Source organism: Paenibacillus sp. S29, assembly GCF_049319765.1.
GTDB classification, from domain to species: Bacteria; Bacillota; Bacilli; order Paenibacillales; family Paenibacillaceae; genus Paenibacillus; species Paenibacillus polymyxa_B.
Genome location: NZ_JBMOUI010000002.1, coordinates 94,311 through 107,220 on the forward strand (window position 1 = coordinate 94,311; position 12,910 = coordinate 107,220).

At 48.5% G+C, this 12,910-nt stretch carries 10 protein-coding genes and 1 tRNA gene; 7 read left to right on the forward strand and 4 right to left on the reverse strand.

The window, feature by feature from the left end; genetic code table 11:
* Positions 1 to 386: 386 nt before the first annotated feature.
* Entirely contained in the window at positions 387 to 2,561 is a 2,175-nt protein-coding gene (nirB, locus tag ACL9RM_RS03420) for a nitrite reductase large subunit NirB (RefSeq protein ID WP_250268786.1), read from the forward strand.
* 83 nt (positions 2,562 to 2,644) lie between these two features.
* A complete protein-coding gene (gene nasC / locus ACL9RM_RS03425) occupies positions 2,645 to 4,825 on the forward strand; it encodes an assimilatory nitrate reductase catalytic subunit NasC (protein ID WP_250268785.1) in 2,181 nt (726 codons plus the stop codon).
* Positions 4,826 to 5,155: 330 nt separating this feature from the next.
* Here the strand turns inward: nasC and ACL9RM_RS03430 are convergent, their stop codons facing one another.
* Together ACL9RM_RS03430 and ACL9RM_RS03435 are read right to left on the reverse strand one after the other, a co-directional pair.
* On the reverse strand, positions 5,156 to 6,229 hold the full coding sequence (locus ACL9RM_RS03430; protein ID WP_250261016.1) for an anthranilate phosphoribosyltransferase: 1,074 nt from the start codon (positions 6,227 to 6,229) through the stop codon (positions 5,156 to 5,158).
* Positions 6,230 to 6,248: 19 nt separating this feature from the next.
* Positions 6,249 to 6,851: an ANTAR domain-containing response regulator gene (locus tag ACL9RM_RS03435; RefSeq protein WP_061828979.1), complete on the reverse strand. Its 603-nt coding sequence runs from the start codon at positions 6,849 to 6,851 to the stop codon at positions 6,249 to 6,251.
* Positions 6,852 to 7,296: 445 nt separating this feature from the next.
* Between ACL9RM_RS03435 and nirB (ACL9RM_RS03440) the strand changes: the two genes are divergently transcribed.
* Both nirB (ACL9RM_RS03440) and nirD read left to right on the forward strand, forming a co-directional pair.
* Positions 7,297 to 9,729, forward strand: a complete 2,433-nt coding sequence (nirB, locus tag ACL9RM_RS03440) for a nitrite reductase large subunit NirB (protein ID WP_250268784.1) — start codon at positions 7,297 to 7,299, stop codon at positions 9,727 to 9,729.
* Positions 9,730 to 9,741: 12 nt separating this feature from the next.
* Complete coding sequence (nirD, locus tag ACL9RM_RS03445; protein ID WP_250268783.1) at positions 9,742 to 10,071, forward strand: nitrite reductase small subunit NirD; 330 nt, start codon at positions 9,742 to 9,744, stop codon at positions 10,069 to 10,071.
* Between the two features lie 215 nt (positions 10,072 to 10,286).
* Here nirD and ACL9RM_RS03450 read toward each other — a convergent pair.
* Positions 10,287 to 10,358, reverse strand: a tRNA-Val gene (locus ACL9RM_RS03450).
* A 141-nt stretch (positions 10,359 to 10,499) separates the two neighbouring features.
* Here ACL9RM_RS03450 and ACL9RM_RS03455 point away from each other — a divergent pair.
* Together ACL9RM_RS03455 and ACL9RM_RS03460 are read left to right on the forward strand one after the other, a co-directional pair.
* Positions 10,500 to 10,943 carry a GNAT family N-acetyltransferase gene (locus ACL9RM_RS03455; RefSeq protein ID WP_069289898.1) on the forward strand — a complete coding sequence of 148 codons (444 nt, stop codon included), beginning with the start codon at positions 10,500 to 10,502 and terminating at the stop codon, positions 10,941 to 10,943.
* 87 nt (positions 10,944 to 11,030) lie between these two features.
* A complete protein-coding gene (locus ACL9RM_RS03460) occupies positions 11,031 to 11,267 on the forward strand; it encodes a DUF3892 domain-containing protein (RefSeq protein ID WP_013371899.1) in 237 nt (78 codons plus the stop codon).
* A 121-nt stretch (positions 11,268 to 11,388) separates the two neighbouring features.
* Here the strand turns inward: ACL9RM_RS03460 and ACL9RM_RS03465 are convergent, their stop codons facing one another.
* On the reverse strand, positions 11,389 to 12,147 hold the full coding sequence (locus ACL9RM_RS03465; RefSeq protein WP_250268782.1) for an MBL fold metallo-hydrolase: 759 nt from the start codon (positions 12,145 to 12,147) through the stop codon (positions 11,389 to 11,391).
* Positions 12,148 to 12,347: 200 nt separating this feature from the next.
* Here ACL9RM_RS03465 and ACL9RM_RS03470 point away from each other — a divergent pair, with 200 nt between their 5' ends.
* On the forward strand, positions 12,348 to 12,905 hold the full coding sequence (locus tag ACL9RM_RS03470) for a hypothetical protein (RefSeq protein WP_013310940.1): 558 nt from the start codon (positions 12,348 to 12,350) through the stop codon (positions 12,903 to 12,905).
* Positions 12,906 to 12,910: the final 5 nt, after the last annotated feature.

The following is a 12,910-nucleotide window of genomic DNA, read 5'->3' on the forward strand; positions in this document are numbered from 1 at the left end:
TCTGCAAAATGTAATTTGAACATGAAAAAGCCGCAAATCGCCCCTAGATGGTATCTAGGAAATGGGTTTGCGGCTTCATTGCCGTGGTTGACACACCTCATTGTGAGTCGACTTGGTATGATCACGTTGGAGTGATTTTAATCAAATTATAAAAAGGGATCTGTTTTATGTCAATATACATAACACAAAATCGCAAAAAATTAAATATGAGGTGAAAAAATGCAGCTTTCATGTATTGAATATTGACATGACATTCACAATTCAGTAATCTTAGATACATATCGGCACAACGATGTGCCGACATTTACGGCAACGGTGCCCTTTTCCATGGAATGGAGAAGGGCTTTTTCTGTCTTATTTTATTCGGAGAATGGGGCTGGTTTAATATGATGAAAAAACTGGTCGTCGTCGGCAACGGTATGGCAGGCATCAAATGTGTGGAGGAAATACTTGATCTGGAGCCAGAGCGGTTCCAAATCACGATATTTGGTGCAGAGCCCCGTCCCGGGTACAACCGAGTGCTCCTGTCCAAAATGCTTCAGGAGGAGAGCTCATTTAAGCACATCGTTACCCATGACTGGGACTGGTATGAAGAGAACGGGGTAAAGCTGTACGCGGGTGAACGCGTCTGTCGTATTGATGTTGCAGCCGGGATGGTGGAAACGGAATCCGGCATGAAAGAACCTTATGACATGCTCATATTGGCAACGGGCTCATTGCCTTTCATGCCGCCCATTCCCGGAGCTCGAAAACAGGGGGTAATCGCTTTTCGTGATGTGAATGATTGTGAAACCATGGCAAGATATGCCAAAACATACCGTAAGGCCACAGTTATCGGAGGGGGGCTGTTAGGACTTGAAGCCGCTCAAGGCCTGCTGAATCTAGGGATGGAAACTGAGGTTGTTCATAATGCGCAGTATCTTATGAACCGTCAGCTTGATCGGACGGCGGCTGTGCTTCTGCAGCAAAAGCTGGAACAACAGGGCATGAGGTTTCATTTGGCGAAGGAAACGGTCAACATCATAGGCCGAAACAGGGCGCAAGGATTGATGTTTGCGGACGGGAACAGGTTGGAAACGGATTTGGTTGTGCTGGCGGTTGGTATCCGACCGAATATCGAATTAGCTCAGGACAGCGGTCTGACCGTAAACCGTGCCATTGTCGTGGATGATTATATGCGCACGAGTATTCCCGGTATTTATGCCGTCGGCGAATGTGCTGAGCATCGCGGGATTTCATACGGGCTAGTGGCGCCGCTATATGAGCAGGGCAAAGTGCTGGCAAAAGTTATTTGTGGTCGCGAAACGGCTCCCTATGAAGGGACGGTTCCGTATGCGCAGCTCAAGGTAGCGGGGATTCATCTGTTTTCCGTAGGAGACATTCGCGAAGAGGGAAGCGAGATAGCGGTCATGGAGTATAACGGGATGCAGGAGGTTTACAAAAAAGTGATGATGCATGCCGGTGCTGTCACTGGTGCCATTTTATTCGGAGATACGGCGGAAAGTAACTCCCTGCTCGGTATGGTACGGCGCGGCGCGTCGGCTACAGAGCTTGCATCCCAGGATAACAGCGAGAGCAGAGCAGAGGATGCGGTAGCCGCACTGCCGGAAGAGGAGACGGTATGTGCATGCAACGGCGTAAGTAAGGGGGCTATTTTGCGAGCGATTGCTACGGATAAGCTGAAGACGGTGGAAGAAGTGAAAAGCCGGACCAAAGCATCCGGTTCCTGTGGGGGCTGTCGGCCGCTGGTGGCTGCACTGGTCAAAAATAGTTTGTCCCGATCGACAGTTTCCGGGCCTGTAGTTACTCCGACCGGCCAAGAAGTTGTCCCTGTGTGTGGATGTACGCACTACGATCATGATTCGCTTAAGACAGCTATGGTGGACGCAGCCTGTCAGACACCAAAGGAAGTAGTGTCCCGTCTCGGTTGGACCAGACAGCAGGGGTGTGAATTATGTCGTCCGGCTGTACTTTTTTATTTGGAATCTCTCGGGTTGCGAGACAGATCTGCGACAAATCGATTAAGTTCTGGTGTTGCGGTTCAGGTCGCCGCGCAGTGCGGAGGAGAAGCGCCCTCTGCGGGTCTGCGCTTTACGAACCTAAATGCCGAGAATCAGGCTTTTGTTAAGTCGGACCTGATGGATCAGGTATTTGTAGAAGTAGCCTGGCTAAGAGAACGGTTGGCAACTTTATGGGGAAGTCTTGCATTGCCCTCGTTGGTTACAGTTTCTGTTTGTCCTGGATCGGAGTATCCCGGAGGTGTACTTGTCCACGATATTGGAATATCCCGATCTCCAGCAGGCTGGGAGGTTTATGCCGGTGGTCATGCTGAGCATCCGGTTCGCCAGGGGCAGCTGCTTGGATTGGAGGAGGACCCGACAGAAGCAGTCCTGCTGGCTGCAGTTTGCTTGCGAATATACCGACATAGTGCCCGGTACGGGGAGAAAATGTGGGAGTGGATTGAAAGGACTGGCGTTATGGCGCTACGGGAAAGTGTGCTTGATGCTGCTCTTCGAAGTGAACTGGCGGGCAGCCTACGGACCACAATCCTGACAGGATGACGGGTTGAGTTGGAGTTGTGGCGATATATCTAGCGTGTGCAGACAATAAAATTACGAAAAATGGCGAAGGGGAGGTGACTTTGATGTGTCAGTCAGGAGAAAGCAAACCGGAAGCTGGGCTACATGTATCGTCAGTAATGGATACGCAGTGCCCGTTTTGCAGCGTGCAATGTAAGATGACCGTTAGCACGGGTACAGAGACACTCGCGGGTATCATCCGTACAGTGTATAAGGCGGAAGGGAAGCCTAATGCAGCCTCGCAAGGTAGGCTGTGCATCAAGGGAATGAATGCGCATCAGCATGCGACTCATGCGGAAAGGCTGGTACAGCCTCTCATACGCAAAGAGGGCAAACTTGTTCCCGTCAAGTGGGAGGAGGCATTGGATACTATAGCTAGCAGTTTCTCTACGCTACTGTCCACACAGGGTGCCGATGCAATCGGAATTTACGGTGGAGGTTCACTCTCCAATGAAACGGCCTATTTACTCGGTAAATTTGCAAGAGTGGCTGTAGGTACGCGATATATCGATTATAACGGGCGCTTCTGCATGTCGGCAGCGGCATCCGCTGGTAGTAAAGTGTTTGGCGTTGATCGCGGACTGACCTGCAGACTGGCTGATATTCCATTAGCTCGTTGTATTGTACTCGCAGGTACAAATATCGCTGAATGCCAGCCGACGTTAATGCCTTATTTTCACGAGGCGAAGGAAAACGGCGCGTTTGTCATCGTGATTGACCCGCGCGCGACACCAACGGCGGCGGCCGCCGATTTGCACCTGCAAATCAAGCCGGGTACGGATGCTGTGCTGGCCAATGCCATGCTAAAGATCATCGTGGATGAAGGATTTGCGAATGAAGAGTTTATCCGCAAGCGGACCAACGCCTATGACCAGCTGTTGACTCATTTGAAGGGTGTGGATCTGAGCGAATCGGCTGCGTTGTGCGGAATTGAGGTAGAAATGATCCGGCAGGCAGCACGTGCCTTTGGCAGTGTGGAGACTGGCATCGTTTTTACGGCCAGAGGTGTCGAACAGCAGACAGATGGACATATGGCGGTGCGTGCATTTCTTAATCTGGTGCTGGCCACTGGCAAGATAGGAAGGGAAGGATGCGGTTATGGGGCTATCACAGGACAAGGAAACGGGCAAGGGGGGAGAGAGCACGGCCAAAAGGCTGACCAGCTTCCTGGCTACAGATCGATTGAGAATGAAGAAGATCGATTCTATGTGGCGTCCGTGTGGGGAGTTGAACCAAGCAGTTTGCCGGGAAAAGGGGTGTCCGCATATGAAATGATGGAGCTTGTTCATCAGCGAGAAATCCAAGCTCTGTTCGTGATGGGCTCTAATCCTGTTGTATCTAACCCGAATGTCCGGCTGGTGGAGGAAGCCCTCAAAAAGCTGAATCTGCTGGTTGTGGCGGATATGTTTCTCACTGAAACCGCACGGATGGCCGACGTTGTTTTACCTGTGACGTCTTATTTGGAGAATACGGGGACGATGACCAATCTGGAGGGCCGCGTTCTGTTACGGGAAGCGGCGAGGCCCGCACCGGGCGAGGCTAGAGATGACTGGAACATTTTGTGTCAGTTGGCTGCAAAGCTAAACAAGGGCAGCTATTTCTCTTACAGGGATGCTGAGCATATCTTTGAAGAACTGCGGCTTGCCAGCCGGGGCGGTCCTGCCGATTATTATGGGATCACATATGACAGGCTGCGTCGTGAAGAAGGAGTATATTGGCCATGCCCGTCTACGGACAGAGCCGGTATGGATATGATGTTTCGGGAAACCTTTGCCCATTCCGATCAAAAGGCTGTTTTTACGGTGGTTGAAAGCTGTGGAGCAGGAGAGGAGATATCAGAGGAGTACCCGCTTATTTTGACGAACGGCCGTGTACTGGCTCATTATTTGACCGGTGCACAAACGCGCAGAAGTCCGTCGCTGGCCGCGCGAGAGATTGAAAATTATGTGGAAATTCATCCGCGGACAGCGCGACGCTGGCATATCAGGGACGGGGAGTGGGTAGAAATAGCATCACAGCGCGGCAATTTCACTGTCCGCAGCCGAATCAAACCACATATCCGCGAAGACACGCTCTTCGTACCCATGCATTGGGGCGGGATACAAAATGTAAATCGGGCGACCCGACCCGATCTTGATCCGTTCTGCCGGATGCCTGGCTTCAAAACGGCAGCTGTACGTATTCGTCCCCTTCATCTGGCTGCAGTTGCAACAAGTGCAGATAATGGGGAATGGTCTGAGTTCTAGAGCAGGACGGAGTAAGTGACTTTTTCATTGCATAAAAGACCAGCCCTCATTGTATGAATGAGGGCTGGTCTTCAGGCTGTCGAGAAACCCCCTGTTTTTTTGCAGGGGGTTTAAAACTGTCTTAGTGGTCTAAAAACTAGGGTCCTCAGATCGTTTTAAATCGATTTTTGTTTTAAAATATGCGTCTCCCCATATAAAAATAGAAGTGTCGAAAAGTCCTCTGGACTTTCTCGACACTCTGAAAGACCAGCCCTCATTGTATGAATGAGGGCTGGTCTTTTTGGATTGGACAGTTAATGGCCTGCAATCACAGACTGCGTGAGGCCGATATTATAATTGCAATCGGGTTTCGGATATGTTTGCTCCCGTTTTTATTTCTGTTCTGAGCATAGCTTCCCGCCATTGTTTATACAAATTCCAGGCGTCCCCGTTTTCTAGCAGTGGTTTGCAGGTATACAAACCTTCCTCTATGGAGTCGACTCGTCCTGCAACGAACAGTCGGACCGCACTGTTGAGTAACACTTGATTCGAAAAGGCTATAGAAGCTGTACCTTGTAGCACTTCCTCCGTAATGCGCAGTTGTTCAGCGGGGGTCCAGTTATGCTCTGGTACCACCGAATCCAGCCCGTACATTTCTGGATCAATAACCTGTAGTGACACCTCGCCGTTAGCAAGCAGGTAAGTCCGGGTCGGCCGATCGATGAACAGGTCCTCCGATCCTTCGCTCCCCTGGACGATCAGAGCCCTGCGGTAATTGAGATTTTGCATGAGTTTCGCCGTCTTCTCGAACACAGTATTGTGGAAAACGCCGAATACAATATAGGGGGAAGAACCGTAATCAACCAGTTTCTCGGCAGTATTCAGCACCGTGCGAAGCCCCAGCTCTTCGCGAATGGACCGCAGATCTCGCAGGGGCGCGCACCACTGTTCGGAGGCTATGAATAGTACACCAGTCAGCTTCGCGGCATGAATGGCGGTTTCGCGTGTCATGTTCCCGGACGTAACCCCCATTTCCTGCAGTAAAAGCGGTAGCGTAACCCCCCATTTGGGAGGGAGAGGTGCGCTGCCATGCATCGTTACAGGTATTCCGTATGAGGCGAGTACGAAGGCTGTTGCGAAGGTGGCGATAAACGATGACTTCCTGCCATCGTATGGACCGGCAAAATCAATACCTTCCTGCATCGGGAAGCGATGGGTATATTTACGGCAGACGTTTACGAATGCTTCCAGCTCGGCAACGCTCTCCATTTTAATGCGCTCCGCGGCAAAGAAAGCTCCGATTTGAGCAGGGGTTGCCGACTGGGTCATAATAAGCTCGGCAGCAGCTTCGGCTTCGGCATAATTCAGATCTCGGGCGCCTCTTTTGCCGCGACCCACTTCTTTTAATATTTCAATGATATTCATGTTCAGGCCCCTTTCAGATTTATGCTTTTAGCATTTGCTGTGCTTTGACGATGGAGATGGCCACATCAACGATACGTTTGCGTTCGTTCATTGCTTTTTTGCGTAGCACATCGTATGCTTCCGCTTCCGGGATGCCGTTTACTTCCCCCAGTATTCCTTTGGCCATATCAATCCATTTGCGTTCTTCCAGCCGAGCGGTCAGTTGCTTGCGTTCACTTTGCCAATGCTGGCGTTCAAAAAAGCGTTTGGCACTAAAATGAAGAGCCCAATTCAGTTCATGGGCTGCCATTGAAGGGGTTAGAATGCCATCGACAGTGACATCAGCTTCACAAGCCTCTGTCGATGATAGCGCTGATTCTGCGCTGCACCACCAGAGCAATGGAACCGCTTTGGCTTGCTCCAGCCTGTCACTCCATATGCTGATAGTGCCGACAGGTATGTTTAGTACCGCCGCATCTGCATTAAGGATTAGCTGTTTGATTTCGGATTCATTGCGGCAGGGCAGAGTTAGGTATCCGTTGGACTCTAAAAGGTACTCAGGTCCTGCCTGCCATGAGGAAACGGCGTGTGTCTGCTCAGATACATGGTCAGAATGTAAGTGAATTACCAACAAGGAACGCAAGCGGGCTCCTCCTCTCTGTAACATGAAGGGTAGTTAGGGATGGGGATGGTATTCATTGATAACAAATATGACATGGAATTTTATCTGTCTGCTTATTTTTTTCATCATCATCAAATTAAAACGGACTTTTAAACCATTTTGGCGTGTTTTGGTCTGAAAATCAATCCTAATTTTGTAGGAGAGTGATATTTTATACGTCATAGATATGTTACATGGTGATAAAATATAATTTTTTATAAGATATTGCGTAAGGAATGTTGACATATCATTTGAACCATTATATATTAGCTACAGTACTTTTTAATTCCATACTCTGATGGATACAACGGCGTATTCGATGAAACGGCAATGGAGCCTGTTTTCTCATGTGAGGGATATTTTGAATCCCCATATGTGAAGCAGGCTTTTTATGTTTTAAGGATACAAATGGAAGGGGAGTGACCTGATGAACGATATCCAAAAGTTAGTGTTGATCGGCAACGGAATGGCGGGAATACGCACTCTCGAACATTTGCTGAAGCTTGCACCAGGTAGCTATGAAATTACGGTATTCGGGGCCGAGCCCCATCCAAACTATAACCGGATCATGCTGTCCTCCGTTCTGGCGGGAGGGGCTGGTTTGCAGGATATTGTCATCAACGACTGGAGTTGGTATGAAGACAACAATATTCGATTGTATACCGATGATCCTGTCACCGCTATCGATACGGAAAAGCAGCAGGTGACGTCGCGCTCCGGCGTATGCATCTCTTATGATTTGTTGTTGTTGGCAACGGGTTCTAAAGCCTTTATTCTGCCGCTTCCAGGAGCCGACAAGGAAGGTGTTATCGGTTTCCGGGATATTCGTGACTGTGAAACGATGATGGAGACGGCAAAGACGCACAAAAAAGCAGCCGTCATCGGCGGCGGATTGCTTGGGCTAGAGGCAGCTAGGGGGCTGCTTAACTTGGGGATGGACGTCACCGTTATTCATATTAACGGATATATTATGGATCGACAGCTGGATGAGGCTGCTTCCCTTATGCTACGGCGCGAGCTGGAGGGGCAGGGAATGACTTTTCTGGTCAATAAGCGGACGGCGGCTATTACGGGGCGTCGCCGCGTGGAAGGGTTGAAATTTGCCGATGGCAGCGAGCTGGAAGCAGATCTGATCGTTATGGCGGTAGGCATCAAACCAGACATTGAACTGGCGGTGTCGGCGGGAATCCCTGTAAACCGCGGCATCATCGTAAATGATTACATGGAAACGAATATCCCCGGAATCTACGCCGTTGGAGAATGCGCAGAACACCGGGGAATCACTTACGGGCTGGTTGCTCCATTATATGAGCAAGGTGGTGTACTGGCTCAGCGGCTCGCGGGAATGGAGACTCCCGGCTACAGTGGTTCTGTTACCTCGACAAGGTTGAAGGTATCGGGTGTCGACGTGTTTTCAGCAGGGGATTACAAGGATGAACCGGGAACACGTTCCCTGCGGTATCAGGATGATATTGGCGGCGTCTACAAAAAAATCGTGATCAAGGAAGAAAAACTGATCGGAGCTGTTCTGTTTGGGGATACGTCTGACGGAGCCATGCTGTTTTCTTTGATCAAAAGTGGCGAGTCGGTGGTTGGCCGAGAGAAAGAGTTATTACTTGGCTTCAATCCCGGTCAACCTGAAGCTAGTGGCGCCATGATGCTAGAGCAGATGCCTGATGACGAAATTGTATGCGGATGTAATGGTGTATCCAAGGGTGACATTGGAGAGGCGGTTGCGGCTGGCTGCCGGAGTGTCGGGGAGATTAAGGCATGCACGAAGGCATCGGCATCATGTGGCGGCTGCAGGCCATTAGTGGAGGGACTCTTACAGCTATACGCAGGCGCAGAAGCCGGAGAAACGATGAAAGAGGGAATTTGTAGTTGTACGACGCTTGACCGGGAAGCGATCATTGATGGCATTCGGGAGATGGGATTGAAGAGCGTCAAAGAAGTGATGAATGTGCTGGGGTGGAACGAACCGGAAGGTTGCACTAAATGTCGGCCGGCCCTCAATTATTATCTAGGTATGCTATGGCCGCTGGATTATGAGGATGAGAAGGAATCCAGATTTACGAATGAACGTTACCATGCCAATATTCAGAAAGACGGCACCTATTCCGTCGTACCTCGTATTTACGGAGGAGTTACTTCACCTGCCGACTTGAAGAAAATTGCTGCTGTCGCAGAGAAATACAATGTGCCTCTGGTGAAATTTACGGGTGGCCAACGTCTTGACCTGCTTGGTGTGAAGAAGGAGGATTTGCCGGGGATCTGGGCCGAGTTGGATATGCCGTCTGGATATGCCTATGGAAAGACGCTGCGAACGGTTAAGACGTGCGTAGGTAACACCTTTTGTCGCTTTGGCACTCAGGATGCTATGGGTATGGGCATCCGGTTGGAAAAGGCATTTGAACGTCTGAATGCGCCATCCAAAGTCAAACTGGCTGTATCTGGTTGTCCGCGTAACTGCGCTGAAGCGACGATCAAGGATTTGGGCGTCGTTGCTATTGACGGTGGCTGGGGGATCTACGTTGGAGGTAACGGCGGTATTAAGGTTCGGGCAGCTGAACTGCTTTGTACCGTTAAAACTGAGGATGAAGTGATGGAATGGACCGGTGCCTATCTGCAGTATTATCGCGAGCAGGCCAATTGGAACGAACGCACAGCCCATTGGGTGGAACGGGTCGGAGTTGAATCCATCAAACAGGCACTCGCGAATGCAGAGACGAGGAAGCAACTGGTGACCAGAATTGAGGAGACGTTAAGCACGACGACTGATCCGTGGCACGAAATTATTCACAACGAAGAGCTGCGCAAAAATTTTGTGCAACTGCCGGAACTTAAGCCAGTAATGGAATAGGGGGCTGACAAAATGGAGACTAATACGACAACCAACAGAATCAGAATAGCTGATCTGAACGAAATAGACCGACGTGGAGCAAGGACAGTTCGCATTCATAATACAGAGATAGCTGTATTCCGTCTGAGCGATGGCAGCGTGCATGCGCTTGAGAATCTTTGTCCGCACAAAGGGGGACGGTTATCCGAAGGAATGATATGTGGCTCAACGATCCATTGTCCACTCCATGACTGGAAAGTTGACCTTTCCACTGGCCGGGTGCAAGAGCCGGATACTGGATGTGTGACTGCTTACCCCACGGAGATTGACAGTGAGAGCGGGGAGGTTTATATCGTAATCTAAGAGTTCTATGCGTATTGCGCTGGAGGTTCTGCTTTTTTTCTTCTATATAATAGAAGGATCAAGGTGAAAGGCTTTGTTGAAGAAGTGGGCATCATTTTGATTGAAAAATAGGTTATTGACTAAATCTTAGTCAATAACCTATTTTCTTTTCACAGGATAACTGGATTTATCTCGAGACAAACAAAAAAGCCTTGAGTATCAAGGCTTTTGACGAATAGGACGGATGGGGATCGAACCCATGACCCTTACCCTGTCAAGATAATGCTCTCCCGCTGAGCTACCGTCCTGCGGTTACTAGATAATATCATGTATTAACCATATATGTAAAGTGGAAAAATAGAAGTCAGCCTGTACTTCATGAGCATTTATATATATAATTCGAATTTAGTGAGTTTGCAATCTGGAATTAATGATAGGGGGAACAGATGATGGCCGCAGAAATTATAAGTGTAACAACAGAGGAGCAGCTACAGGAGGCAATATCGATCCGTACCAAAGTGTTTGTCGAAGAGCAAAAAGTTCCTCTCGATTTAGAAGTTGATCATTATGACAAGCTGGGAGATACGGCCCATCATTTGCTAATTTGTGAACATGGTGAAATGGTGGCCACTGGTCGGTTGACATACTATGAGGAAGATACAGCTAAAATGCAACGTATTGCCGTCCTCAAGGAGCATCGTGCCGCAGGCTATGGACGTGTATTACTACTAGCACTGGAGGAACGTGCACGTGAATTGGGGCTAAGATACTCGCTGCTAGATGCCCAATGTCAAGCCGAGAAGTTTTACGAAAAGCTCGGTTATGAGACGATCTCCGATGAACCTTTTGACGATGCGGGAATACCGCATGTACGTATGCGTAAAAAGTTGTAGTCGACAGCGTAAGGTGCATACAAATCTGTACAATGTGCATGCTAGTAAAAGTTCCTCCACTATACTATGGATAAGGAGCGATACAGCATGGCTAATACAGAACGGGAGCAAATTACAGCAGTACGTAAAAACGGAGATGGCGACCTTACGTCTTTTCAGACATCTACCGGTCGGATTTTAGATTATAGCCAAGCATTGAATGAGATTGAGGCAGGCTCAATTGCAGGCGTTAACGTGTTCAAGGCCAAGGATGGAAGCAAACGAATTCGGGGAGATGCCGATGGAGATCCTTCTAATAACCTGGATCAACTGCCATTGTTCTGACCTTAACTCGCAACATTAGAATGCAAGTTCATCATTATATTCAAGAACAGCAAGCCGCCTGGCTATCCTTTGTAGGAAAGCCAGGCGGCTTTTGTTAATTGTTCAAGCTGTATTTAGCATGCTACTCTGCACGTTCCAACTCTGTAAGTTGATATACTCGTTGCTGCTCCAGAAAGGACATGACCCCTGCCTTCTCCCTGAACTGTTCCATATCATCACTATAGTGCATTAGATGAATCCGTTCTTGAAGAGATGGCGCCAAGCTTAGCAGCTCGTCCAATGTCGTATGGACTTCTCCAGCGCCTTGTAATTGAACCTCATGGAGAATACTCCGACATCCTCGTTCATGCACCAGATGATGAAGCAAATCAGGGTCAAAAACCATATCTGCACTATAAAAAAGGCGGTCATTAATGAATATGGAATAACTGTTTTTACCAGGAATATGCCTTGTAGGGATTAGCTCCACCTGAATACCGGATACTAATGTAGTGGGTACACCAGGCGTTATTACGTTTACCTCGAATACATCTTCAAGCTTGTCAATCATACCCTGCTGTGACATTCCGCCCTTGAGTGTATGCTCCCATAAAGGGTAGATTAGTGGTTCGGCGATATAAAGTAGAGGCTTGCGACGATGAAGAATGTTCATTTGAAAACCGAATTCCTCCAAACCTCCGACATGATCTGCGTGAATATGTGTGATTAAAATTGCGTCAATATCAGGCAAAGGGACGTCCATTTGGTGTAATGCTAAAGAAGCGGTTGTACCGCAATCGATCAGCAGTTTGCCTTCTCCGCTGTCCAGCAGCGCGTTGTTGTTGTAATAATGCTTGGCAAAGGCACTGCCTGTGCCAAGCATTTGTATCGTTAGGCTCATTATGGATTTATCCTCCAGACTTTGTGTACTAGGACTTCTACAGTCGTATTTTATCACCTATGCTACCGGAACTAAAGATTTGGCTCCTTATGTAAAAACTTTGGACAATTTGTGAAACACAGCGCAACTTGTGCGGCTGAGCTAGGTATAAATGTACGACAGAAGGTTTTAAACAGATGACGATGGAGGGATTAGTAGTTATGAAATGGAGAAGAGTGATGGCCCTGATGATGGCCTTTTCAATAATGGGAGGGACCGCCATTTCGGCGGAATCCGCCAAGGACCAAGTGCAGTTGATTATTAATGGAGAAGTGTCAAAAGATGGTGCAGTTGTCATTGATGGGAAAACCTATGTGCCCATCCGTGATTTTAACGGACTTGTCAATTTTGATCCATCCGGTGGAAAAGTTGTTTTCGACCAGCCTAATGTGCATATGTTCCTGTTCAAAGGAGATACTGTGTTTGGTAACGTGAATAAAGGCAATAAAGTGAAATTTAATGTATTTAGTCAAATTGATACCTTGAAAACAGATATCTCCGGAGTGAAGGTAGCGATCACCGACCCTTCGGGCAACGTGAAGGATATTCAGTCTCAAGATATCAAAGGAGCGCAAAAGGATAACTTCTGGTTCCGTACGAACGACTTTACGTATGATTTCAAAACAGCAGGGAATTACCGGGTTGGTTTCTATATTAAAGAGAGCAAAGACGGCAGCTATACCTTGGTGTCCGAAAAAGTCATTACAGCGATAAATTAGGCATA